Annotated in this window: 28 protein-coding genes and 1 tRNA gene; 22 read left to right on the forward strand and 7 right to left on the reverse strand. The window is 63.6% G+C overall.

Translation table 11 applies throughout. The annotated features are described in order from the left end of the window. Window positions 1–79: 79 nt before the first annotated feature. The 10 genes from hisH to tatC all read left to right on the forward strand — a co-directional run bounded on the left by hisH (window position 80) and on the right by tatC (window position 6,347). Window positions 80–721: an imidazole glycerol phosphate synthase subunit HisH gene (gene hisH, locus OKW39_RS13915; RefSeq protein WP_184035773.1), complete on the forward strand. Its 642-nt coding sequence runs from the start codon at window positions 80–82 to the stop codon at window positions 719–721. Window positions 722–902: 181 nt separating this feature from the next. Continuing rightward, window positions 903–1,655: a 1-(5-phosphoribosyl)-5-[(5-phosphoribosylamino)methylideneamino]imidazole-4-carboxamide isomerase gene (hisA, locus tag OKW39_RS13920; protein ID WP_090802089.1), complete on the forward strand. Its 753-nt coding sequence runs from the start codon at window positions 903–905 to the stop codon at window positions 1,653–1,655. A gap of 244 nt (window positions 1,656–1,899) precedes the next feature. Next, window positions 1,900–2,673: an imidazole glycerol phosphate synthase subunit HisF gene (gene hisF, locus OKW39_RS13925; protein ID WP_090802088.1), complete on the forward strand. Its 774-nt coding sequence runs from the start codon at window positions 1,900–1,902 to the stop codon at window positions 2,671–2,673. Between the two features lies 1 nt (window position 2,674). Beyond that, window positions 2,675–3,085, forward strand: a complete 411-nt coding sequence (gene hisI, locus OKW39_RS13930) for a phosphoribosyl-AMP cyclohydrolase (protein ID WP_090802086.1) — start codon at window positions 2,675–2,677, stop codon at window positions 3,083–3,085. Then, window positions 3,082–3,477 (forward strand): phosphoribosyl-ATP diphosphatase, encoded by a 396-nt coding sequence (locus OKW39_RS13935; protein WP_090802085.1) that lies wholly within the window; start codon window positions 3,082–3,084, stop codon window positions 3,475–3,477. The genes hisI and OKW39_RS13935 overlap by 4 nt, the downstream gene beginning before the upstream one ends. 90 nt (window positions 3,478–3,567) lie before the next feature. After that, entirely contained in the window at window positions 3,568–3,963 is a 396-nt protein-coding gene (locus tag OKW39_RS13940) for a DUF4870 family protein (protein WP_184065591.1), read from the forward strand. A gap of 93 nt (window positions 3,964–4,056) precedes the next feature. Continuing rightward, window positions 4,057–4,422 carry a histidine triad nucleotide-binding protein gene (locus OKW39_RS13945; protein WP_429335390.1) on the forward strand — a complete coding sequence of 122 codons (366 nt, stop codon included), beginning with the start codon at window positions 4,057–4,059 and terminating at the stop codon, window positions 4,420–4,422. Between the two features lie 268 nt (window positions 4,423–4,690). Continuing rightward, complete coding sequence (gene tatA, locus OKW39_RS13950) at window positions 4,691–4,936, forward strand: Sec-independent protein translocase subunit TatA (protein ID WP_090802080.1); 246 nt, start codon at window positions 4,691–4,693, stop codon at window positions 4,934–4,936. Between the two features lie 48 nt (window positions 4,937–4,984). After that, a complete protein-coding gene (gene tatB, locus OKW39_RS13955; protein ID WP_090802078.1) occupies window positions 4,985–5,527 on the forward strand; it encodes a Sec-independent protein translocase protein TatB in 543 nt (180 codons plus the stop codon). Between the two features lie 34 nt (window positions 5,528–5,561). Further along, complete coding sequence (gene tatC, locus OKW39_RS13960) at window positions 5,562–6,347, forward strand: twin-arginine translocase subunit TatC (protein WP_429335389.1); 786 nt, start codon at window positions 5,562–5,564, stop codon at window positions 6,345–6,347. An 89-nt stretch (window positions 6,348–6,436) separates the two neighbouring features. Here tatC and OKW39_RS13965 read toward each other — a convergent pair whose 3' ends face one another. Continuing rightward, window positions 6,437–7,657 carry a Do family serine endopeptidase gene (locus OKW39_RS13965; RefSeq protein ID WP_429562890.1) on the reverse strand — a complete coding sequence of 407 codons (1,221 nt, stop codon included), beginning with the start codon at window positions 7,655–7,657 and terminating at the stop codon, window positions 6,437–6,439. Between the two features lie 19 nt (window positions 7,658–7,676). On the opposite strand from OKW39_RS13965, the gene OKW39_RS13970 reads away from it, so the two are divergent. The 7 genes from OKW39_RS13970 to OKW39_RS14000 all read left to right on the forward strand — a co-directional run bounded on the left by OKW39_RS13970 (window position 7,677) and on the right by OKW39_RS14000 (window position 12,788). Beyond that, complete coding sequence (locus tag OKW39_RS13970; protein WP_090802074.1) at window positions 7,677–8,423, forward strand: Nif3-like dinuclear metal center hexameric protein; 747 nt, start codon at window positions 7,677–7,679, stop codon at window positions 8,421–8,423. 220 nt (window positions 8,424–8,643) lie between these two features. Further along, a complete protein-coding gene (gene petA / locus OKW39_RS13975) occupies window positions 8,644–9,264 on the forward strand; it encodes a ubiquinol-cytochrome c reductase iron-sulfur subunit (RefSeq protein WP_090802072.1) in 621 nt (206 codons plus the stop codon). After that, window positions 9,264–10,643: a cytochrome b gene (locus tag OKW39_RS13980; RefSeq protein WP_090802071.1), complete on the forward strand. Its 1,380-nt coding sequence runs from the start codon at window positions 9,264–9,266 to the stop codon at window positions 10,641–10,643. Before petA ends, OKW39_RS13980 begins: the two co-directional genes overlap by 1 nt. Window positions 10,644–10,666: 23 nt before the next feature. Next, complete coding sequence (locus tag OKW39_RS13985) at window positions 10,667–11,422, forward strand: cytochrome c1 (protein ID WP_090805491.1); 756 nt, start codon at window positions 10,667–10,669, stop codon at window positions 11,420–11,422. 95 nt (window positions 11,423–11,517) lie between these two features. Next, entirely contained in the window at window positions 11,518–12,129 is a 612-nt protein-coding gene (locus OKW39_RS13990) for a glutathione S-transferase N-terminal domain-containing protein (RefSeq protein ID WP_006052302.1), read from the forward strand. Between the two features lie 66 nt (window positions 12,130–12,195). Continuing rightward, the gene (locus OKW39_RS13995; RefSeq protein WP_090802069.1) at window positions 12,196–12,693 is read left to right on the forward strand and encodes a ClpXP protease specificity-enhancing factor; all 498 of its coding nucleotides are present in this window, start codon (window positions 12,196–12,198) and stop codon (window positions 12,691–12,693) included. Between the two features lie 19 nt (window positions 12,694–12,712). Further along, window positions 12,713–12,788 (forward strand) — tRNA-Thr (locus OKW39_RS14000). Between the two features lie 10 nt (window positions 12,789–12,798). Here OKW39_RS14000 and OKW39_RS14005 read toward each other — a convergent pair. Further along, window positions 12,799–13,032, reverse strand: a complete 234-nt coding sequence (locus OKW39_RS14005) for a hypothetical protein (RefSeq protein WP_429335387.1) — start codon at window positions 13,030–13,032, stop codon at window positions 12,799–12,801. A gap of 187 nt (window positions 13,033–13,219) precedes the next feature. On the opposite strand from OKW39_RS14005, the gene OKW39_RS14010 reads away from it, so the two are divergent. Next, window positions 13,220–14,344 carry a methyltransferase gene (locus OKW39_RS14010; RefSeq protein WP_429335386.1) on the forward strand — a complete coding sequence of 375 codons (1,125 nt, stop codon included), beginning with the start codon at window positions 13,220–13,222 and terminating at the stop codon, window positions 14,342–14,344. A 15-nt stretch (window positions 14,345–14,359) separates the two neighbouring features. Here the strand turns inward: OKW39_RS14010 and OKW39_RS14015 are convergent, their stop codons facing one another. Continuing rightward, window positions 14,360–15,631 (reverse strand): TIGR03862 family flavoprotein, encoded by a 1,272-nt coding sequence (locus tag OKW39_RS14015; RefSeq protein ID WP_429362842.1) that lies wholly within the window; start codon window positions 15,629–15,631, stop codon window positions 14,360–14,362. A gap of 442 nt (window positions 15,632–16,073) precedes the next feature. Here OKW39_RS14015 and OKW39_RS14020 point away from each other — a divergent pair, with 442 nt between their 5' ends. Next, the gene (locus tag OKW39_RS14020) at window positions 16,074–16,283 is read left to right on the forward strand and encodes a DUF1059 domain-containing protein (RefSeq protein WP_090805487.1); all 210 of its coding nucleotides are present in this window, start codon (window positions 16,074–16,076) and stop codon (window positions 16,281–16,283) included. A 135-nt stretch (window positions 16,284–16,418) separates the two neighbouring features. Here OKW39_RS14020 and OKW39_RS14025 read toward each other — a convergent pair whose 3' ends face one another. Next, complete coding sequence (locus tag OKW39_RS14025; protein ID WP_090802066.1) at window positions 16,419–16,739, reverse strand: DNA-binding protein; 321 nt, start codon at window positions 16,737–16,739, stop codon at window positions 16,419–16,421. A gap of 388 nt (window positions 16,740–17,127) precedes the next feature. On the opposite strand from OKW39_RS14025, the gene OKW39_RS14030 reads away from it, so the two are divergent. After that, window positions 17,128–17,970: a class I SAM-dependent methyltransferase gene (locus OKW39_RS14030; RefSeq protein WP_090805485.1), complete on the forward strand. Its 843-nt coding sequence runs from the start codon at window positions 17,128–17,130 to the stop codon at window positions 17,968–17,970. A 32-nt stretch (window positions 17,971–18,002) separates the two neighbouring features. On the opposite strand, the gene OKW39_RS14035 is transcribed toward OKW39_RS14030, so the two are convergent. After that, the gene (locus OKW39_RS14035) at window positions 18,003–18,557 is read right to left on the reverse strand and encodes a DUF1415 domain-containing protein (protein ID WP_429335383.1); all 555 of its coding nucleotides are present in this window, start codon (window positions 18,555–18,557) and stop codon (window positions 18,003–18,005) included. Between the two features lie 58 nt (window positions 18,558–18,615). Next, window positions 18,616–19,263: a TetR/AcrR family transcriptional regulator gene (locus OKW39_RS14040; RefSeq protein WP_429362844.1), complete on the reverse strand. Its 648-nt coding sequence runs from the start codon at window positions 19,261–19,263 to the stop codon at window positions 18,616–18,618. A gap of 153 nt (window positions 19,264–19,416) precedes the next feature. Between OKW39_RS14040 and OKW39_RS14045 the strand changes: the two genes are divergently transcribed. After that, a complete protein-coding gene (locus OKW39_RS14045) occupies window positions 19,417–20,700 on the forward strand; it encodes an MFS transporter (protein WP_090802061.1) in 1,284 nt (427 codons plus the stop codon). A 169-nt stretch (window positions 20,701–20,869) separates the two neighbouring features. Then, complete coding sequence (locus OKW39_RS14050) at window positions 20,870–21,487, forward strand: nitroreductase family protein (protein ID WP_090802060.1); 618 nt, start codon at window positions 20,870–20,872, stop codon at window positions 21,485–21,487. Window positions 21,488–21,590: 103 nt separating this feature from the next. On the opposite strand, the gene OKW39_RS14055 is transcribed toward OKW39_RS14050, so the two are convergent. Beyond that, window positions 21,591–23,084 carry an MFS transporter gene (locus OKW39_RS14055; protein ID WP_429562891.1) on the reverse strand — a complete coding sequence of 498 codons (1,494 nt, stop codon included), beginning with the start codon at window positions 23,082–23,084 and terminating at the stop codon, window positions 21,591–21,593. Window positions 23,085–23,174: the final 90 nt, after the last annotated feature.

Genomic DNA, 23,174 nt, shown 5'->3' on the forward strand with positions numbered 1-23,174 from the left:
CAGGACCGCATTTGCCGGCACGTCGTTTGACGCCGCGCGGCGGCATCGATGGATCGAGGGCAGAGCGGCCAAACTTGAAATGAAAACTTCGATAGCGATTGTGGATTACGGAATGGGCAACCTGCGCTCGGTTGCCCAGGCACTGCGTAAAGCGGCGCCGGAAGCGGACGTGGCGATCGTCGATCGTCCGGAAGCGATCCGCTCGGCCGACCGCGTGGTGCTGCCGGGCCAGGGTGCGATGCCCGACTGCATGCGCAGTCTCGGCGCGTCCGGTTTGCAGGAAGCGGTCGTCGAGGCGTCGCGCAGCAAGCCGCTGATGGGCGTGTGCGTCGGCGAGCAGATGCTGTTCGACTGGAGCGCCGAGGGCGACACGCCGGGTCTGGGTCTGTTGCCCGGCAAGGCGGTGCGCTTCGAACTCGAAGGCCAGGTGCAGGACGACGGCTCGCGCTTCAAGGTCCCGCAGATGGGCTGGAACCGCGTGCGTCAGGCGCAGCCGCATCCGCTGTGGGACGGTGTCGCCGACAACGCGTTCTTCTACTTCGTGCACAGCTACTACGTGGTTCCGGACAACCCGGCGCATACGTCGGGCGAAACGGTCTACGGCGTGCCCTTTACCTCGGCGGTAGCGCGGGATAACATCTTTGCCACCCAATTCCACCCTGAAAAGAGCGCCGAGGCGGGTCTGCGCGTGTATCGCAACTTCGTGCACTGGAACCCGTGAACGCCTTTTTTCATCCCGTTGCCGCGCGCGCGTCGCGCGGTGCCGCGGTCCCGCATCCGACCGGCGCCCCACTGGAGCGGCGAACGAGTTGTACTAAACTAGCGAGACGGTATTGCGGCGGGCTGACTCGCCAGCCGCTGCCGCCGACCTTCAATCCACTCCCAGATAACACCCGATTGCTATGCTGCTGATTCCCGCCATCGACCTGAAAGACGGTCAGTGTGTACGCCTCAAACAGGGCGATATGGACCAGGCGACGATTTTCTCCGAGGAACCGGCGGCAATGGCCCGACATTGGGTCGACCGCGGCGCGCGTCGTCTGCATCTCGTCGATCTGAATGGCGCGTTCGCCGGCAAGCCGAAGAACGGCGATGCAATCCGGGCGATCATCGATGAAGTGGGCGGCGCGATTCCGGTTCAGTTGGGCGGTGGCATCCGCGACCTGAACACGATCGAGCGCTATCTGGACGACGGTTTGTCGTACGTGATCATCGGCACGGCCGCGGTGAAGAACCCGGGCTTTCTGCAGGACGCGTGCACCGCGTTCGGCGGTCACATCATCGTCGGCCTCGACGCGAAAGACGGCAAGGTCGCCACCGACGGCTGGAGCAAGCTGACCGGTCACGAAGTGGCCGACCTCGCGCGCAAGTTCGAGGACTACGGCTGCGAGTCGATCATCTACACCGACATCGGCCGTGACGGCATGCTGCAAGGCATCAACATCGAAGCGACGGTGCGCCTTGCGCGCGCGGTCAAGATTCCGGTGATCGCGAGCGGCGGCCTTTCGAACCTCGCGGACATCGAATCGCTGTGCGAAGTCGAAGGCGAGGGCATCGAGGGCGTAATCTGCGGCCGCGCGATCTATTCGGGCGACCTCGACTTCGCGGCCGCGCAGACGCTCGCGGACAAGCTGCGCGAAGCGGACGACGCTTAAGCACGGCGTCGGCTGCGCGTGCTGTGCAGGTTGCGCGGGCCGCCGGCGTTGCGCTCGTGTCGGCTTGCGGCGCGTTCGAACGATGGCTTGCCTGTAACGCGCGTCGCACGATTAAGCGTCCGGAACCTCGCCAGCTTCCGGCCGGCACCTCACTCGCGGCGCGACGCAACCGCTCGCGCCGGCACCGTGCCGCTTGCCCGCAAGCGAGCGGCCCCATCAGCGGTATTGGCAGAATTGCACGATCATGGCTCTAGCTAAACGCATCATCCCCTGTCTCGACGTCACCGCGGGCCGCGTGGTCAAGGGCGTCAACTTCGTCGAACTGCGCGACGCGGGCGACCCGGTCGAAATCGCGCGCCGTTACGACGACCAGGGCGCCGACGAACTGACGTTCCTCGACATCACCGCGACCTCGGATCAGCGCGACCTGATTCTGCCGATCATCGAGGCGGTCGCTTCGCAGGTGTTCATTCCGCTGACGGTCGGCGGCGGCGTGCGCGCGGTCGAAGACGTGCGGCGCCTGCTGAACGCGGGCGCCGACAAGATCAGCATGAACTCGTCGGCGGTAGCGAATCCGCAACTCGTGAAGGACGCGACCGACAAATACGGCTCGCAGTGCATCGTCGTCGCGATCGATGCGAAGCGCGTGTCGGCCGACGGCGAAACGCCGCGCTGGGAAGTGTTCACGCACGGCGGGCGCAAGGCCACCGGTCTCGATGCGGTCGAATGGGCGCGCAAGATGGCCGAGTTGGGCGCGGGCGAAATCCTGTTGACAAGCATGGATCGCGACGGCACCAGGAGCGGCTTCGACCTCGCGCTGACTCGCGCGGTGTCGGACGCGGTGCCGGTGCCGGTGATCGCCTCGGGCGGCGTCGGCAATCTGCAGCATCTCGCCGATGGCATCAAGAGCGGTCACGCGGACGCGGTGCTCGCCGCGAGCATCTTCCACTATGGCGAACACACGGTCGGCGAGGCCAAGCGCTTCATGGCCGATCAGGGCATTTCGGTGAGGTTGTGACGTGACGAATCCTTCGGCAGTGAACTGGCTCGACAAGGTCAAGTGGGACGCGAACGGCCTCGTGCCGGTGATTGCGCAGGAAGCGTCGACGAACGACGTGCTGATGTTCGCGTGGATGAACCGCGAGGCCCTCGCGAAGACCGTCGAGACCGGCCGCGCGGTGTATTTCTCGCGCTCGCGCCAGCGCCTGTGGTTCAAGGGTGAGGAGTCGGGCCACGTGCAGCATGTGCATGAAGTGCGACTCGATTGCGACGAAGACGTCGTGCTGCTGAAAGTCGAGCAGGTATCGGGCATCGCGTGCCATACCGGCCGCCACTCGTGCTTTTTCCAGAAATTCGAAGGCTCGGTGGACGATGGCGACTGGCAGGCCGTCGATCCCGTGCTGAAAGACCCCGAACACATCTACAAATGACGCAATCCACGCAAAACCCGTCGCCCGCCACGGCTTCCACGCTCGACACGCTGCTGCGCCTCGCGGCGGTGATCGACAACCGCAAGGGCGGCGATCCGGACATCTCGTATGTATCGCGCCTGTTCCACAAGGGCGACGACGCGGTGCTGAAAAAGATCGGCGAAGAAGCCACCGAAGTCGTGCTGGCCGCGAAGGACGTGCGCCAGGGCGGCGCACCGAAGGCGCTGGTCGGCGAGGTTGCGGACCTGTGGTTCCACTGCCTCGTGATGCTGTCGCATTTCGATCTGAGCCCCGCCGACGTGATCGCCGAACTCGAGCGTCGCGAAGGCCTGTCGGGCATCGAGGAAAAGGCGCTGCGCAAGAGCCGCGAGCGCGAGGAAAACGGCGACTGAGCAGCCGGAGCGGAAATCTGGTGTTTCCGCTTGAAGTCGCGCGCGCCGGCACCAATATAGCGGTAACCGCACCTCCGGGAGGACGCAAGCATGGAACAGCCGCAGGGAAGCTATCCGCCGCCGGTCTACCGCCACGCGATGGAGCCTGAGCGCGAGCGCAGCCTGCGCACGCTCACGCACGTGCTGTACGCGCTGTATGCGGTCCACTGGCTGACCGGCGGGCTCACCATTCTGGTCGCGATCATCATCAACTACGTCAAACGGTCGGACGTGGCCGGCACGCCGTACGAAGCGCACTTCGAATGGCAGATCCGCACGTTCTGGCTGGGCCTCGTCGGTTACGCGATCGGCGCGTTGCTGCTGCTCGTCGTGATTGGCATTCCGGTGCTGTGGGCAGTCAGCATATGGATGTTGTACCGTATTATCAAAGGCTGGCTGTATCTGTACGATAACAAGTCGTTCGCGAATCCGGCCAGTTGGGTCTGAACGCCAGCCGGTCCGTATGGGCGGGCCGGCTTTCGGATCGAACCTCGGCGCGGGCGGCTTCGCTCGCCCAAGTCATACCGCGTCAGGAATACGATGAGTCACGATCCGAACTGCCTTTTCTGCAAGATTGCCGCTGGCGAAATCCCGTCGACCAAGGTCCACGAAGACGACGAGTTCGTCGCCTTCCGCGACATCCGTCCGGCGGCCGAAACGCATGTGCTGGTGATTCCTCGCAAGCACATTGCAACGCTGTCGAACTGCACGGAAAGCGACGCGCCTCTGCTTGGTAGAATGCTTGTCCTGGCCGCGCGACTGGCCGAACAATTGGGGGTCGCCTATCACGGCGGCGAAACGGGCTTTCGCACGGTAATCAATACCGGTCCGGGCGGTGGTCAGGAGGTGTATCACCTGCACGCGCACATTCTCGCGGGACCGCGTCCCTGGCAACGCATGGGCTGAGCGCCGGATCACGCGTCAGGCGCGCTGCGTGGCAAGTGCGCACCGCCGCGAGTTTTGGTCGAGGACAATAGCGCCGTCGTTGTTTTTACCGCTGTGTAATAACGTCGACGCGATCGTGTGGCCACAATGACAGGCGAAGATGGCCGCATTGCGAGCGAGGCGGTGCAGCCTGATGTAACGTAGAGATATATCGAGACGAAGCGCACGCGCTTCAGGTTGTGCAAATTGGCCGCATCAAGATGCGGCGCCGGGGTTAAGGAGAGTAGTCATGGGTTCGTTGAGTATTTGGCATTGGTTGATCGTTCTGTTGATCGTCGCGCTCGTGTTCGGCACGAAGAAGCTGCGCAACATCGGCAGCGATCTGGGCGGCGCCGTGAAGGGCTTCAAGGAAGGCATGAAGGAAGCCGATTCGTCGTCGGCCGACGCGCAACAGCAGCAGCGCGAGCTGCCGCGCAACGGCGCGGTGGACGTCGAAGCGAAGGAAAAGACGCAGCAATCGAGCGATTACCGCTAAGCCGCGGCCTTCGCGCCGTTCCCGCGTTTCTGACGGACATTCCACTTCATGCTGGACCTCGGTCTAACCAAGATGGCGCTGATCGGCGTCGTCGCGCTGGTCGTCCTCGGGCCTGAGCGCCTGCCGCGTGTCGCTCGCACGGCCGGCGCGCTGTTCGGCCGCGCACAGCGGTACATCAACGACGTTAAGGCCGAAGTCACGCGCGAAATCGAGCTCGACGAATTGCGGCGCATGAAGACCGAGTTCGAGAAGGCCGCGAGCAATGTCGAAACGGCGGTTCAGGACAATCTGCGCAAGCACGAGAATGAACTGAACGAAGCATGGAATAGCGGTACGTCGGTATCGCCGAGCATCGCCGGCGGCGCGCTCGAAGACGCCGGCAGCGGGGCCAGCGGCAGCGCGGGTGCCACCTCGTGGCCCGTCAGTACGCCGGCCGCCGCGCCCAAACGCAAGACCTGGCGCGTCCAGCAGAGCGCCACGCCCACCTGGTACAAGCGAGCGAGCCTGCGGCGCACGCGCGTGCAGTCGGGCGCCGCGCGCGTTGCGCGGCACACACCTGCCAACCTGCGTCGTCCGACGCGGTTTTTCTGATGTTCAGATCGACAATCCCCAACCGAGGGCCGGTGTGAGCGACCCCCAGCAATCCCAGAGCGAAGGCACTGAAGAGACCTTCATTTCCCACCTCGTCGAACTGCGTGACCGCATCATCCGTGCGGGGCTCGCCGTCGTCCTCGTGTTCATCGGGCTCGTGTACTGGGCGCCGGACATCTTCAAACTGCTCGCCCGTCCGCTGATGATGAATCTGCCGAAGGACGGCAAGATGATCGTCACCGACGTCACCGGCTCGTTCTTCGTGCCGATGAAGGTGACGATGCTGGTCGCCTTCGTGATCGCGCTGCCGGTCGTGCTGTACCAGATCTGGGCGTTCGTCGCGCCTGGGCTCTATCAGCACGAGAAGAAGCTCGTCGCGCCGCTCGTCGCGAGCAGCTACACGCTGTTCCTGTGCGGCATGGCGTTCGCGTACTTCGTCGTGTTTCCGACCATCTTCCGCGTGATGGCGCACTACAATGCGCCGCTTGGCGCGGAGATGACAACCGATATCAACAATTACCTGAGCTTCGTGCTGACGATGTTCATCGCGTTCGGCGTCACGTTCGAGGTACCGATCGTCGTCGTGCTGCTGGTGCGGATGAACGTGGTGAAGCTGAAGAAGCTGAAGGAGATCCGGCCGTATGTGATCGTCGGCGCGTTCGTGGTGTCGGCCGTCGTAACGCCGCCGGACGTGTTTTCGCAGCTGATCCTCGCGGTTCCGCTGATTCTGCTGTACGAAGCTGGCATCGTCGCGGCGCGGTTGATCGTCGGCAAGCAGCCGGTGGTCGTGGAGGATGCGAGTCCGCCGCCGTCTGGTTGAAGTGCCGCGAGTCAGTGCCGGGTGTCAAATGAAAAAGGGCAGTTCATTGCGGACTGCCCTTATTCATTGCGTGGAATCGCGGCATTACTTCAACCGCCTTCGTCATCCGGCTGATCGCCGCCGTTATCGTCTGGCGCCTGCTTCGGCGGCGGCGGGCGTTTGCCGATCATCACCTCGAGATCGATCTGATGACCTTTGCGCACCAGATGCACTTTCGCCGCCGTACCGGGCTTGATCTGCGCGATCACGTTCAACAGACGTGTGGTATCGGTGATAACCTGGCCGTTTACGCTCGTCAGGATGTCGCCGGGCTTGATGCCCGCACGGTCGGCCGGGCCGCTTTTCAGCACGCCCGCGACAATAGCGCCCGACTTCTGATCGAGCCCGAACGACTCCGCGATTTCCGGCGTGACGTCCTGCGGTTCGACGCCGATCCAGCCGCGCGTGACCGTGCCGGTCGTAATGATGCTCTCGAGCACGCTGCGCGCGGTCGACACCGGAATCGCGAAGCCGATGCCGAGCGAGCCGCCCGAGCGCGAGTAGATTGCGGTGTTGATGCCGAGCAGGTTGCCGTTCACGTCGACGAGCGCACCGCCCGAATTGCCGGGGTTGATCGGGGCGTCGGTCTGGATGAAGTTTTCGAACGTATTGATGCCGAGATGGTTGCGGCCGAGCGCGCTGACGATGCCCATCGTTACGGTCTGCCCGACGCCGAACGGATTGCCGATCGCGAGCACGACGTCGCCGACGCGGGTCTGGTCCATCCGGCCGAGCGTGATGGTGGGCAGATTGGTCATATTGACCTTGAGCACGGCCAGATCGGTTTCGGGGTCGATGCCGATGACCTTCGCGCTGGCGGTGCGGCCATCGGCGAGCGCGATTTCGATCTGATCGGCGCCGTCGACGACGTGCTGGTTCGTTAGAATGTAACCTTCCGAACTCACTATCACGCCTGAGCCGAGATTCGAGGCAGGCTGCTCCTGCTGCTTGCGATTGTTCCTGTCGCCGAAGAAGTAGCGGAACAGCGGGTCTTTGGCGCGCGGGTCGGGAGGCAGCGAGCCATCCTTGCTGGAGAACACGTTGACGACCGCGGGCATGGCCTTTTGCGCCGCTTCGGCATAGGACGTTTCGGCATGGCCAGTGCCGATGCCCGGCGCCACTTCCCGTAGCGCGACGATCGGTTCGGCGAGTTGTCTGCCGAATTGTCCTTGACGCTGCAGCCACTGCGGTTTGAGGGTCGCAATGATGAACATCAGCGCCAACAGCACCGTCACCGCTTGGGCAAATAACAGCCAGAAGCGTCTAAGCATCTGAAGACTAGAGGTCTATATGGATCGGATTGAACTTGAATTGTACTTGAACAATCTCCTTGAAACCGCGCGCTTCAAGGACTATTGCCCGAACGGATTGCAGGTCGAAGGACGCCGCCGGATCAACAAGCTCGCGACCGGCGTTACCGCGTCGGTGGCCTTCCTGGAGGCCGCGCTCGACTGGGGCGCGGACGCCGTGCTGGTCCATCACGGCTACTTCTGGCGCAACGAGGCACCGCAGATCACCGGCCGCAAACATGCTCGTTTGAAGCTGCTGCTCGCCAACGACCTGAACCTGTTCGCCTACCATCTGCCGCTCGACGATCATCCCGAGTTCGGCAACAACGCGCAGATCGGCGAAAAGATGGGCTGGATCAGCGACGCGCGTTTCGGCGACAACGATCTCGGCTGGCTCGCCACGCTGCCAATGCCGATCACGCTGTCGCACCTCACCGCGGAAATCGCGCAGACACTGGGCCGCACGCCGCTCGTGTTTGGCGATCCGGATATGGAGCTGCGCCGCGTCGGCTGGTGCACGGGCGCCGCGCAAGGGATGTTCGACGCGGCGATCAACGCGGGTGTCGACGTCTACGTGACCGGCGAGGTATCGGAGTCGGTGATGCATACGGCGGCGGAAAGCGGCGTCGCGTTTCTGGCCGCTGGCCACCACGCGACCGAGCGCTTCGGCGTGCAGGCGGTGGGCAAGCATCTGTCCGAATCGTTCGATATCGAACATCTGTTTATCGATATCCCCAATCCCGTTTGAATTGCGAATTGCATTAACGAAGAACAAGGCAGGAATACCGCAGAAGGCACTTAAAAGGAGGTGCGAAAAAGTTTGCGATCGGTACGGACAAACCCTGAGTTATCAAGGGCTTCGCACGGTTTTTGGCAATCGGCCCTTGTAAATGGCGACTCCATTCGAGCAAACTAGCGGCGGTAGACGCGACGTGAAGGAAAAATCCAACTCAGAAGTGGGGCGTGTGATGCGAGACAAAGAAGAGGAACGCGTCGATGGCAGCCGCCGTAACTGGCTGGTAGCGACGACCGTAGCAGGCGGCATAGGAGGTGTTGCCGTTGTCGTACCCTTTGTTAGTTCCTTTGCACCATCCGAAAAGGCCAAGGCCGCAGGTGCCCCGGTCGAAGTCGATATCAGTGGTCTGAAGCCCGGCGACATGATGACGGTCGCCTGGCGCGGCAAGCCGGTGTGGATCATCAACCGCACGGACCGCATGCTCGCCGATGTTCAAAAAGCCGACAGCCAGGTAGCGGACCCCCACTCGCTGAATCCATTTTCGATGCCGCTGCCGGACTACTGCAACAACGAATTCCGTTCACGTGCCGAGAACAAGCATCTGCTGGTTGCCGTCGCCGTTTGCACGCATCTGGGCTGCACGCCGACGCCGCGCTTCCAGGAAGGCCCGCAGCCGAATCTCCCCGACGACTGGCCCGGCGGCTTCCTGTGCCCGTGCCACGGCTCGACCTACGACATGGCCGGCCGCGTCTTCAAGAACAAACCCGCTCCGCAGAACCTCGACATCCCGCGCTTCATGTTCACGTCGGCGACGGCCCTTGTGATCGGGAAGGACGAAAAAGGAGAAGCGTAATGGCGAGCGAACACGAAGTAGAGACGACCGGGCTGGCTGGTTGGATCGACCAGCGCTTCCCGATGACTGCCACGTGGAAGAAGCACGTTTCCGAGTACTACGCGCCGAAGAACTTCAACTTCTGGTACTTCTTCGGTTCGCTTGCGTTGCTGGTGCTGGTCAACCAGATCGTCACCGGCATTTTCCTGACGATGAACTACAAGCCCGACGCGACGCTCGCGTTTTCGTCGGTCGAGTACATCATGCGCGAGGTGCCGTGGGGCTGGCTGATCCGCTACATGCACTCGACGGGTGCGTCGATGTTTTTCGTCGTCGTGTATCTGCACATGTTCCGCGGGCTCCTGTACGGCTCGTACCGCAAGCCGCGCGAACTCGTGTGGATTTTCGGCTGCCTGATTTTCCTGAGCCTGATGGCCGAGGCGTTCTTCGGCTACCTCCTGCCGTGGGGCCAGATGTCGTTCTGGGGCGCGCAGGTGATCGTGAACCTGTTCTCGGCGATTCCGTTCATCGGTCCGGATCTGTCGCTGTGGATTCGCGGCGACTACGTGGTCTCCGACGTCACGCTGAACCGCTTCTTCGCGTTCCACGTGATCGCGATTCCGCTGGTGCTGATCGGCCTCGTGATCGCGCACCTCGTCGCGCTACACGAAGTCGGCTCGAACAATCCGGACGGCATTGAGATCAAGGCCAAGAAGGGCCCGGATGGCGTGCCGCTCGACGGCATTCCGTTCCACCCGTACTACTCGGTGCACGACTTCATGGGCGTAACGATCTTCCTGCTGATCTTCGCGGCGATCATCTTCTTCGCGCCGGAAATGGGTGGGTACTTCCTTGAAGCCAACAACTTCATCCCCGCGAATCCGCTGCAGACGCCGCCGGAAATTGCGCCTGTGTGGTACTTCACCGCCTTTTATGCGATGCTGCGCGCCACCACCGATCCATTCAAGATCGTGCTGATGATCGTCATCGCGCTACTCGGGTTGCTGGCGCTCGTGCGCGCGCGCGGCAAGTGGAAGCTCGGTCTGCCGCTGCTTGCGGTGCTGGTGATCGTCGCGATGGTGTTCACCGAATCGAAGTTCTGGGGCGTCGTGGTGATGGGCAGCGCGGTGATTTCGCTGTTCTTCCTGCCGTGGCTGGACCGGTCGCCGGTCAGGTCTATTCGCTACCGGCCGTTCTTCCACAAGGTTTTCTTCGGGATCTTCGTGATCGCGTTCCTGACGCTCGGCTTCCTCGGCACGCGACCGCCATCGCCGGCCGCGACGCTGATCGCCCAGATCTGCGCGCTGATCTACTTCGCGTTTTTCCTCGGCATGCCCTTCTGGACCCGGCTTGGCAAGTTCAAGCAGCCGCCCGAGCGGGTGCGGTTCAAGCCTCACTAATCGCGAGCCAGGAGAACATGAAGATGAAAAAACTGCTTTCGATGTGCGCGCTGGTCGGCGCGACCGTGCTTGCGCTGTTGGCCGCTCCGGTTCACGCGGACGAGAATTTCCCGCTCGATCGCGCGCCGGACAACACGAACAATTTCGCTTCTTTGCAGCGCGGCGCGCAATTGTTTGTAAACTACTGCCTGAATTGCCACAGCGCGAACCTGATGCGCTACAACCGCCTGACTGATCTCGGCATCACGCCGAACGAAATCCGGGCGAACCTGCTGTTCACCACCGACAAGGTCGGCAACACGATGACCGTGGCGATGCGCCCGGAGGACGCGAAAGCGTGGTTTGGGGCGACGCCGCCGGATCTGTCGGTGGAGGCGCGGGCGCGCGGCACGGACTGGCTTTACACGTATCTGCGGAGTTTTTACCGCGACGATACGCGGCCGACCGGCTGGAACAATCTGGTGTACCAAAACGTGAGCATGCCTCACGTGCTGTGGCAGCTTCAGGGGCAGCGTGCGGCGCAATTCGGCGACGAAACCGACGAAAGAACCGGCGAAAAAGTACACAAATTCCTCGGCTTCCAGCAACTGACTCCGGGGACGATGTCGCCGGTAGATTATGATTCTGCTGTGGCCGACCTCGTGTCGTACCTGTCATGGATGTCCGAACCGACGCAGCAAACCCGCAGGCAACTTGGCGTGTGGGTGCTGTTGTTCCTCGGTATCCTGAGCTTTTTCGCCTGGCGACTGAACGCCGCGTACTGGAAACATATCAAATAATCACGCCGCTACATGGCGTGGGGCCGGCGCCAGGAAAAACCTGCTGAACGGTTTTTCCGCGCGCTGGCCCTTCAGCTTTTTGAGGAAACGTAAACATGATGGTTCTGTATTCCGGCACTACTTGCCCGTTCTCCCAGCGTTGCCGGCTGGTGTTGTTCGAAAAGGGCATGGACTTCGAGATCCGCGACGTCGACCTGTTCAACAAGCCGGAAGACATCGCCGTGATGAATCCGTATGGTCAGGTGCCGATTCTCGTCGAACGGGACCTGATTCTGTACGAATCGAACATCATCAACGAGTACATCGACGAGCGCTTCCCGCACCCGCAGCTGATGCCGGCCGATCCGGTCCAGCGCGCGCGTGCCCGCCTGTTCCTGCTCAACTTCGAGAAAGAGCTGTTCGTCCACGTCGGCACGCTCGAAAACGAGAAGGGCAAGGCAGCGGAGAAGAATCACGAGAAGGCGCGCCTCGCGATCCGCGATCGCCTGACGCAGCTCGCGCCGATCTTCCTGAAGAATAAGTACATGCTCGGCGAAGAGTTCTCGATGCTCGACGTCGCGATCGCACCGCTGCTTTGGCGCCTTGACCACTACGGTATCGAACTGTCGAAGAACGCCGCGCCGCTGATGAAGTACGCCGAGCGCATTTTCAGCCGCCCGGCTTATATCGAAGCGCTGACGCCGTCGGAAAAGGTGATGCGTCGTTGAGTTTGGCTTTGGAGCGCGGACGCCGCATCGCTTCGATGCGCGACCGCGCCCGCAAGAGGACTGTTGATGCAAGAGATTTCCACGAAGCCTTATCTGTTGCGCGCGCTCTACGAGTGGTGCACGGATAACGGCTACACACCGCATATCGCGGTCCGCGTCGACAATCAGACGCGCGTGCCACGTCAGTTCGTGCGCGACAACGAGATCGTGTTGAACATCAGCTTCGAGGCGACCAGCCAGCTGCAGATGGGCAACGAGTGGATCGAGTTCAACGCGCGCTTCTCCGGCAAGTCCCACAAGATCGAAGTGCCGGTCGCCAATATTCTTGCGATCTACGCGCGCGAGAACGGCCAGGGTATGGCGTTCCCGGTCGAATCGGCGGGCGGCGAGGCTCAGGATTCGGGCGCGGATGCCGCGGACGAAGCTGACACGCCGGCGGCTCCGCGCGCCGTCGAAACCGCCCCCGCCGACCCTGTCGAGGCCACCGACGCCGACGACAAACCGCAGCCCGACGACGATGGCTCGAAAGGCGGCGGAAGGGCTCGCCTTAAGATCGTGAAATGAAGTAGAATCACGGCCTCATGCCGGCTTAGCTCATCAGGTAGAGCGCTTGACTTGTAATCATGAGGTGGCGGGTTCGAGTCCTGCAGCCGGCACCAGATTGCTTTATCAGCAGTAACTGGAAATGCTAGAAAACCCCGTCGAAGCACACGCTTTAGCGGGGTTTTTCTTTTTTCGGTGGAAATTGCCCGGATCGTTGCTGATGCCGATCACCGAAGCCTTGGCCAGGCTTGTTTGCGACGAGGGTTTCACGCACGTCAAAACGTGCGAGGGCAGCGTGAGGTGAGCCGCGCGATGGCTCAAAAACCACGATATCTCTTTCACCTTGTCGATTGTAGACATGATTGTCTACTTTCGGTGCGTCTAGACTCACCTCATCACCGTCACCAATTCATGCCGCGCCGCGAATCCGCACGGCGGCGGTACGTTACTATTCGGGCGTCGCCCGGGATGGCGGGCAGCCGCCGGACATTCCGGTCCGCTGCCGCGGTCCACGTCGCCGGCGACGTCACATCGACTCCATTGCACCATGACCAGCCCCGCAACTCTCACCTGGCCAGAAGCCGACGGCCCGCGCACCGCACGCTGGCGTTCCGAAGCGGCCGTGCCGCCGCCGAAGCGCGTCGTCGTCGCCGACGACCGCACCACCGCCGATTCGGCCTACCGCCTCGCCTGCGAAGGCACCGCGCTGCTGTGGCGCGGCGACTTCCAGAACGCGCGCCAACTGCTGCAGGCCGTCACGCGCCGGCTCGAACGCAAGCCGCGCAAGCAGGGCGCCACACCGCTCGACGCGTTCAACCAGCATCGGCAGGCGCAGTCGCAGCGCGCGCGCACGCTCGGCATGATCCTGATTCCGCTCGATGCCGACTACGCCATTCCGCTGCGTCGCGCGCCCGACGTGCGGCAGGCCTGCATCGAAGCTTATGGACCGGCGAGCGGTGACGCGTCGGTCGTGTCGTTGCGCGAGTTGCTCGGTTTGATCGGCGCGCACGAATGGCGCAAGAAGGGCGTCGAGATTACGGCGCTCGGCGAGCGCATCCATCCGCACTACGGTGTGTTCTCACCGGTGCGCGGCGAGTACGTCGATCTGGTCGCGCGCACGCCGCTGCCGTCGTTGGACCTCGCGTTCGATATCGGCACCGGCACTGGCGTGCTGGCCGCGCTGCTGGCCAAACGCGGCGTGCGCAAGATCGTCGCGACGGACCAGGATGCGCGCGCGCTTGCGTGTGCTCGTGAAAATCTCGCGCGTCTTGGTTGCGCCGAGCAGGTCGAGATCGTACAGGCCGATCTGTTTCCGGACGGTCGGGCACCGCTCGTCGTCTGCAATCCGCCGTGGGTGCCGGCGCGGCCCGCGTCGCCGCTCGAATACGCGATCTACGATCCGGACAGCCGCATGCTGGTCGGCTTCCTGAACGGCCTCGCCGATCATCTGACGCCGGGCGGCGAGGGCTGGCTGATCATTTCGGATTTCGCCGAGCACCTTGGACTGCGGACGCGCGAGTGGCTGCTCGCGGCGATCGAGCACGCGGGGCTCAGTGTCGTGGGACGCGAGGACATTCGTCCACGGCATCCGAAGGCCAGCGATCAGAACGATCCGTTGTATGTTGCGCGAGCGGCCGAGGTCACGTCGTTGTGGCGGCTCAAGGCGCGGTGACGGCGACTGCGCGCGTCACGCCGACGTGCCGTGCGCTTCCAGATACGCGCACGCGCCCCGGCCAGCGACCAGCCCGCTGGCAAAGCAGGCGGTCAACAGATAACCACCGGTCGGCGCCTCCCAATCGAGCATTTCGCCCGCGCAGAATGCGCCGGGCATCCGGTCGATCATCAGATGCGCGTCCAACGCCTCGAACGGGATTCCGCCCGCGGTACTGATCGCTTCCTCGATCGGTCGCGCGCGCAGCAGTCGCATCGGCAGCGCCTTGATCGCGTGGGCGAGGCCGCGTGCATCGGCGAAGGCTTCTTTCGACAGAATCTCGTGCAACAACGCCAGCTTGACCCCGCCGATTCCGATTCGCCCGTGCAGATGACTCGCGATCGAGCGTGAGCCGCGCGGCCGCGTCACTTCCTCCACGATTCGCTCGAGCGGCAAGCCGGGCGCGAGATCCAGCGCGATCGTGACCTCGCCGCCGGCGAGAATCCGCTCGCGGATCGGCGCCGACAACGCGTAAATCAGGCTCCCTTCGAGGCCCGTTTCGGTCAAAAGTATTTCACCTTGTCGATTGTGGACTTTTCCGTCTACACCGGTGACGGAAATCGCGACCGTCTTGATCGGCTGACCCGCGAAACGCTCGCGCAGATACGGGCTCCAGTCCGCGTCGAAGCCGCAGTTCGCGGGACGCAGCGGCGTCACCGGCACGTCGCGCGACGTCATCAGCGGCACCCACGCGGCGTCGGAGCCGAGACGCGGCCAACTGGCGCCGCCGAGCGCGAACACGACCGCGTCGCAGCTGATCGTCTGCTCACCGTTGGGCGTGTCGAAGCGCAACGCGTGGGCGGCACCGTCTTCGGATGTTGACGCCCAGCCGCTCCACTTGTGACGCATATGAAACTGCACACCCGCTTCGCGCAGCCGATGCAGCCACGCGCGCAGCATCGGCGCGGCCTTCATGTCGGACGGAAATACGCGCCCCGAACTGCCGACGAACGTCTCGACGCCCAACTCGCGCAACCATGTGCGCAGCGCGTCGGGACCGAACGCGTCGAGTAACGGCGCGATGCGCTCGCGGCGCGAGCCGTAGCGCTCGAGAAACGGCGCGAGGGCTTCCGAATGCGTGATGTTCATGCCGCCTTTGCCCGCCATCAGGAATTTGCGGCCGACCGACGGCATCGCGTCATATACGTGGACTTGCACGCCGCGCCCGGCAAGCGTCTCCGCGGCCATCAGGCCGGCGGGGCCGCCGCCGATCACGGCGACGCGGGCGGAATCGAGCGAGAATGACATGCGGTTCAGCGGATCAACGGGGAGAAAAGTCGGTGCGCCGCGGTGACCGAACGGATATGCGGCGCGAAGGGCGCTATTGTCACACCGCGCGCGGCGCGCGGCAAACGCCGACAAACTCTGTCGAACTGTGCTCGGTACTGGCAAACAGGCGGCTATTCGGCCAGGCGACCGGGCTCGATCGCCCCAGACCGGAAAATACTGGATTCAGTCTTTCTCCCGGCCGTTGCGCATCGCGTTCACCGCTTGGCCCGCGCCGCACGCGACCTATACTTTTCAAACATCTTCCATCGGACGCCGTTCGCGTCGTTCCTCGCGTCAATCCCCAATCACGTCGCTTGCGACGCAGCCGCTGCGGCGCGCTTCACTGCCGCGCGCCGGCAGCCGACGCGAAGCGCCTGTTGAATCGATGGAAGGGTCGATCGTCTGGTTCAAGGAGATTGCCATGACCCGCAAATATATCGACTGTCGCGAGTTTCCGAGCGAAACGAACTGCACTGTCGCGCTATCCGCCGACAGCGACGGCGAACTGCTCGAAGCCGCGGTCCAGCATGCCGTCAGCGTTCACAAGCACGCGGATTCGCCGGAGCTGCGCGAGCAGCTGAAGACGCTATTTCATGAGGGAACGCCGCCCGTCGAGGCGCGGCACGCTTGAGACACCCGTGGAAGGGGAGTGTGGAAGCCCGCGTCGCGAGCGGCAGCCGGCCGCCCGCGGGCGAGGGTGTTGCAGCAGTCTTGTGGTGACACGAGAAACGCTATACCAAGCCAATCTAACCAGCATGCCGACGCGCTAACCCGGATACGCCTCATCGACCTTCAGCCCGGCGAGCTTGAAGATCACCCGCAACGTCTGCGGCTTGATGTCGCGTCGCGACGCGAGCGTCGTCATCACGAAGTCGAGCACCTTGGCGTACTTGAGCATCGTCAGGCAGGTCTCGAGGTCGACGTTGCCGTCACGCATGACCTCGGCGAGCCGCAGCATTTCCGTGGAGATGTCGCGAGCCATCTCCAGTTCGAGTTGCTGTTTCTCCGACCATGCCGGCGCGGCGGTGAGCTTCGCCATCATTTCCTGAAACTTCTGTTCGACATTTCCGTTGGGTACCGTATCCATTGCCGCCTCTTCTGTGATCATCCGAGCGCGCGACCCGTTGCAAAGCCGGCCGCTGCTGGTTACGTAACGTTCGCCCCTTGTTGCGGGGCCGCTCTCCCCACATGCATCCGGTTCGCGTGTCCGGTTGCACGGCCGGACAGCTTCCTGTTTTCGGCGACGCGGCTTGCACCCGCAGGCTCAGCCGGCGCTCAAGCTGTTTTCAGCCATTCTCGAGACACTTCCGCGCAGCGCCTTTCGAGCAGGAAATGTTCCCAGCGGACCGCCTGTCTCGCGTGACCCGGGCGGCGTACTCGCTGGGATTGCCGCACTTTGGGTAAACTGGCAGCAACTTTTCTCTTTTTCCGTCATCTGTCGCACGTTCGCACTGCAATTGATGGCGGCCCATACGATGTCCGGCAAAACCCACGAAATCCGTCCCAACCAGTCCGTCGAACTGCTCAAAGAGCTCCACATCCTCACGCGCGACGGCAAGATGAATCAGGACAGCCGTCGCAAGCTGAAGCAGGTCTACCATCTGTTCCAGTTCATTGAGCCGCTACTCAAGGACCTGAAGGACCAGCAGGGGGCGCTGACGCTCGTCGATCACGGCGCGGGCAAGTCATACCTCGGTTTTATCCTGTACGACCTGTTTTTCAAGGAGTTTCAGGATGTGGCTGGTGGGGCTTCGCACATTTACGGCATTGAAACGCGCGAAGAGCTGGTGACGAAGTCCGAAGAGCTGGCGGCGCGGCTCGGCTTCAAGGGGATGTCGTTTCTGAATCTGTCGGTGGCGGAGTCGATCACGTCGACGCGGCTGCCCGCCGAAATCGACATCGTGACCGCGCTGCACGCGTGCAATACCGCCACCGACGACGCGATCCGTTTCGCACTCGAAAAGCACGCGAAGTACATCGTCGTCGTACCGTGCTGCCAGGCCGAGGTAGCCGGCGTACTGCGGCAGAACAAGGGCAAGGCTCTGAAGACCGCGCTGACGGAAATCTGGCGGCATCCGCTGCACACGCGCGAATTCGGCAGCCAGATCACGAACGTGCTGCGCTGCCTGCAGCTCGAAGCGCATGGCTATCAGGTCAGCGTGACCGAGCTGGTCGGCTGGGAACACTCGATGAAAAACGAGTTGATCATCGCGCAGTACAAGGACCTGCCGCGGCGCCGGCCCGCTGAGCGGCTCGGCGAAGTGCTGGACGCGCTCGGGCTCGATACGCTGAAGGAGCGATTTTTCGTGCCGGCCTGAGGCGCGGCCTGGCGCTTCATTTAGCGCTTCACTTAGCGCTTCATCAACGCATCCCAGCCCGCGAGGCCAATGCGCCGCAGCGTTTCCTGATTGCGCTCGTAGATCTCTTCCGCGTCGGGAAAGGCCTGCACGGCCCGCTCGATGCTGTCCTCGCGCAGCAGATGCAGGATCGGATAGGGCGCCCGGTTCGTGTAGTTTTCGATATCGTCGGGCTCGCTGCCTTCGAACTGGTAATGCGGATGAAAGCTCGCGATCTGGATAGCGCCTTCGAGCCGTAGCTGCTGGACCAGCCGGTCGGCGAAGAACAGGCAGTCGTTGAAGCCGAGAAAGTCCTCGAACGCGCGCGGCAGGATCAGCAACGTCGTGTCGATGGCGGCGGGGTCGGCGGCGACGAGGGTCTGCAGCTCGGCTTCCAGGTCGGTCAGCACCGCTTCGAGCGTGTCCGCTTCGCTGACCGCATAGCGAATCTGCCCCTTCACATGCACGGCCTTCGCGAACGGACACAGGTTCAGGCCGATCACGGCCTCCGTCAGCCAATGACGGGTCGCGGCGATAACGGCATCGTGGGATTCGGCGGGCAACGGCATGGCGGACGGATGTGACGGGAAAACGCGCAATTCTAAAGGACCCAGCTGACGGACTGGCTCAGCGAACCGGCTTCTCCGCGCAAGCGGCCGCTACCAACTGCGCGGCGACTTTCGGCGCGGCGAGGATTGGCCCGCAGCCCGGCCCGTAAGTCTGGCTCGCCGCGTACACGCCCTCGATCAGCAGACCGAGCCCATCGGCCAGCGCTTGCGGATCGCCGGCGCCGGCCGCTGTCGACAGTTCGACGAGGCGCGCCATCAAGCGCTGCTTGTTGCGGAACACGAACTGCCGCGCCGGATGCGCGGTATCCGAAAACTCCACCGACACGTTCACGAACGGGCAGCCGCGGTAATCGTCGACCGAGGCGCGCACCGCGAGGTCGTCGAAGTACTGCTGAAGCTGCTTCGCCGGCTCGCCCGGATGCTTCGCGAAGCTCTTCTCGACGTAGCGGAAGAACTGCTCGTCCTTCTGCTCCAGATACGCCATCACGAGTTCGTCCTTCGACGAAAACTGCCGGTACAGACTCATCTTGTTCACGCCCGCGCGCTCGACCACCGCATCGACGCCGACCGTGCGCACGCCCTCGCGATAGAACAACTCGCTGGCCGCGCGCAGCAGATGCAGCTGCGCCTGCGGCCCGGCGGTCTGTGCGCCGCGCGCGCGCCGCGCACGAGTAGGGGCGGGCTTGGGGGTTTCGCTGTCGGACATGGCAAGTCACCCGAATGAGATTGACGCCTTGACATGTTACCGACCAGTAACTAAGATCGCAACACAATTGTGACCGATCTGTCACAAGTCATTCACCGAGGCCGTAATAATACGAACGACGCCGCCCCCCGGGCCGCGTCGATGGGAGAATCGATGAACTGGGCTGCGCGACTGATAGGCGGGCGTTTCCACTACGGCTGGTTGACCGTCGCCGTGGTGTTCCTGGTGTTGCTCGCGGCGGCGGGTACGCGAGCGACACCGAGCGTGATGATGGTGCCGCTCGAGCACCAATTCGGCTGGAGCCGCGCGACGATTTCGCTCGCGATCTCGGTGAACATCGCGCTGTACGGGTTGATGGGGCCGTTCGCGGCCGCCGCGATGCAGCGCTTCGGTGTGCGCCCCACGCTGCTGAGCGCGCTCGGCGCGATGGCCGCGGGTGTCGCGCTGTCGTCGCTGATGACGCATCCGTGGCAAATGGTGCTGATCTGGGGCGTGATGGTCGGCGGCTCGACCGGGGTAGCGGCGCTGTCGCTGTCGGCGACGGTCGTGACGCGCTGGTTCACGACGCGCCGCGGTCTCGTGATGGGTATCCTGACCGCCAGCTCGGCGACCGGCCAGCTGGTGTTTCTGCCGCTGCTCGCGGCCATCGCCGAGCATTACGGCTGGCGTCAGGTCGTGTGGGTCGTCGCGCTCGCGGCGGGCGTCGTGATTCCGCTCGTCGCGTTCCTGCTGCCCGAGCATCCGGCCAGCATGCAGCTGCGCCCGTACGGCGAACCGCATGACGCGCCCATCACGACGACCGTCACCAGGCAGAATCCGCTCGCGATCGCATTCGGCACGCTCGCGTCGGCGAGCAAAACGCGCGACTTCTGGCTGCTGTTCTTCAGCTTCTTCATTTGCGGCGCGAGCACCAATGGCTATGTCGGCACCCATCTGATCGCGATGTGCGGCGACTACGGGATGACCGAAGTGCAGGGCGCGTCGTTGCTCGCGGCGATGGGCGTGTTCGACCTGTTCGGCACGACGATGTCGGGCTGGCTGTCGGACCGCTTCAATAGCCGCGTGCTGCTGTTCTGGTATTACGGGCTGCGGGGGCTGTCGCTGATGTATCTGCCGCACGCGTTCGGCATCGACTTTTTCGGACTGCCGCTGTTCGCGGTGTTCTACGGTCTCGACTGGATCGCCACCGTGCCGCCGACCGTGCGTCTTGCGACCGACGTCTACGGCAAGGAATCGGCGCCGATCGTGTTCGGCTGGGTGGTCGCGGGCCACCAGCTCGGCGCGGCGTTCGCGGCGCTCGGCGCGGGCATGCTGCGCGCGAGTCTTGGCACCTACACGGTCGCATCGATGATTTCCGGCGGCTTGTGTTTGATCGCCGCGGTGATCGTGCTGCGCATCAATCGCCCGGCCAAGGTGCCGACGCCGCAGGCAATCTGAGGCGCCCTCGCGAGCCGCGCGGATTCACCGTCAGCGAAGCAACGACGCACGGCCCCATAACGGGGCCGTGCGCGTTTTCTCAGCCAGCACGCATAGCGCCTCGCCGCAACTTGGAGCGCGCACCGAAAGCCCGTTATGCTATGTGGCCTCGGGCAGCCGCCCGGAGAACATGAATATCTACCGAGAGAAGCGCATGGCCACCAAACCCGCCTCAACCGAAGTTGCCATTCACGAGCTGATTGCAGGCCGTTGGAGCCCTCGCGCGTATTCGAGCGAGCCGGTGAGCCGCGATCAGTTGCGCGCCGTGCTCGAAGCGGCGCGCTGGGCGCCGTCTTCATATAACGTGCAGCCCTGGCGTTTTGTGGTATTCGATCGCAGCGTCGACGAAGTCGCGTTCAAGAAGGCTTTCGCCACGCTGGTGCCGTTCAACCAGGGCTGGAATGCGCTCGCGCCGGTGCTGATCGCGGTGACCGCGCACACACTGACCAACAAGGGCGAGGTAAACCGCTGCGCGTTCTACGACGCCGGCGCGGCGGCGATGTCGCTGGTGCTGCAGGCGCACGCGCTCGGCCTCGCCGCGCACCAGATGAGCGGCTTCGACGTGAACGCGTTCCGTACCACCTTCGAACTACCAAAGGACGTCGAGCCGATCGCGATGATCTCGCTCGGCCATTACGGCGACGTCGACAAACTGGACCCGGTCCTGCGCGAACGCGAGAAGGCGCCGCGTCAACGCGCGGCGCTCGCGGATATCGCGTACGCCGGCGCCTGGAAGAAGGCGTTCTGAGCGACGGATTCGCCGCGCTTGCCGCGCGATTTCGCGTAAAGCGAAGAAAGCAGTCGATGAGCAACGAAGCAGTCAGGCACGCGCGGCACGGTCCGCGCGTTTTTCATGCAGCGCCGTCCATGCCGTTCTCGCCATCCGTCACGCTGGACAGCGGCGCGGCCACATGCTCGAGCGACTTGCGCTCCGCGTCGACACCCCAGATCGCCGCGACGAGCGCCGCCGCGAGCATCAACGCCGAGCCGACCAGATAGCCCGAAAACACCTCGCTGCGCTGATGCGTATCGATTAGCCGACCGAAAAACGCCGGCCCGATGATGCCGCCGAGCGCGGTGCCGAACGCATAGAAAACCGCGATCGCGAGCGCGCGGATTTCGAGCGGAAACGATTCGCTCACGGTCAGATACGCGGAACTCGCGGCCGCCGACGCAAAGAAGAAAATGACCATCCAGGCGACCGTCTGCGTGACGACGCTCAGCAGTTGCTGCTCGAACAGATAGCCGGACAGCGTCAGCAGGATCGCCGACATCGCGTAGGTCGCGGCGATCATCTTGCGTCGGCCGATCACGTCGAACAGCCGCCCGAGCACGAGCGGCCCCAGGAAATTGCCGAGCGCGAAAGGCAGCAGATACCAGCCGATGTCGTCGCCCGGCACGTGATAGAAGTCGGTGAGGACGAGCGCGTAGGTGAAAAAGATCGCGTTGTAGAAGAATGCCTGCGCGGTCATCATCGTGAGACCGACCAGCGCGCGGCGCCGGTGCACGTTGAACAGCGTGTGGAATACCTCGCGCAACGGCGTATGGTCGCGCGCGCGCAGGCGCAGCCGCGTGAGGGCGTCGTCGGCGAGCGTGTGACCGGCGTCGCGAAAACGCGTCTCGATGCCCTCGACGATCGTGCGGGCGTCGCGCTCGTCGCCGTGCGTGAGTAGCCAGCGCGGGCTTTCGGGTATCCAGATGCGCATCGGCAGGATCACCAGCGCGAGCACCGCGCCGATGAAAAAACACGCGCGCCAGCCCCAGTCGGAAGGCAGCAGGTGCGGATCGAGCAGCACCAGCGAGCCCGCGGCGCCGAGCCCCGCGCCCACCCAGAACGTGCCGTTGATGCCGAGGTCGGTCCAGCCGCGCACGCGTGCCGGCGTGAATTCCTGGATCGTCGAGTTGATCGCCGTGTATTCGCCGCCGATACCCGCGCCGGTCAGGAAGCGGAACAGCATGAAGCTCATCAGATTCCACGACAGCGCGGTCGCCGCGGTCGCGGCCAGATACAGCGTCAGCGTGACGAAAAACAGCTTGCGGCGGCCGAGCCGGTCGGTCAGCCAGCCGAAACCGAGCGCACCGAGCACCGCGCCGGCAATGTATGCGCTGCCCGCGAGGCCGACCTCGGCATTCGAAAAGCGCAGCGCCGGGCTGGTTTTCAGCGCGCTCGCGACCGCGCCGGCAAGCGTCACCTCGAGGCCGTCGAGCAGCCACGTCACGCCGAGCGCAACCACGATCAGCGTATGAAAGCGGCCCCACGGCAGACGGTCTAGCCGCGACGGCAGATCGGTTTCGATCAGCGTGGCGTGCTGGTCATCGACGGCGGCGGTGGGCGGCACGCTCATGACGCGAAGTCTCCTCGATGGCGAAATGGGGCGGCATATCCGGTCGGACGCAGCAAGATGCATTCCGCGCCATGATTTCAATCGATCTTG

It is taken from the genome of Paraburkholderia sp. MM6662-R1, assembly GCF_050436245.1.
Lineage (GTDB): Bacteria > Pseudomonadota > Gammaproteobacteria > Burkholderiales > Burkholderiaceae > Paraburkholderia > Paraburkholderia tuberum.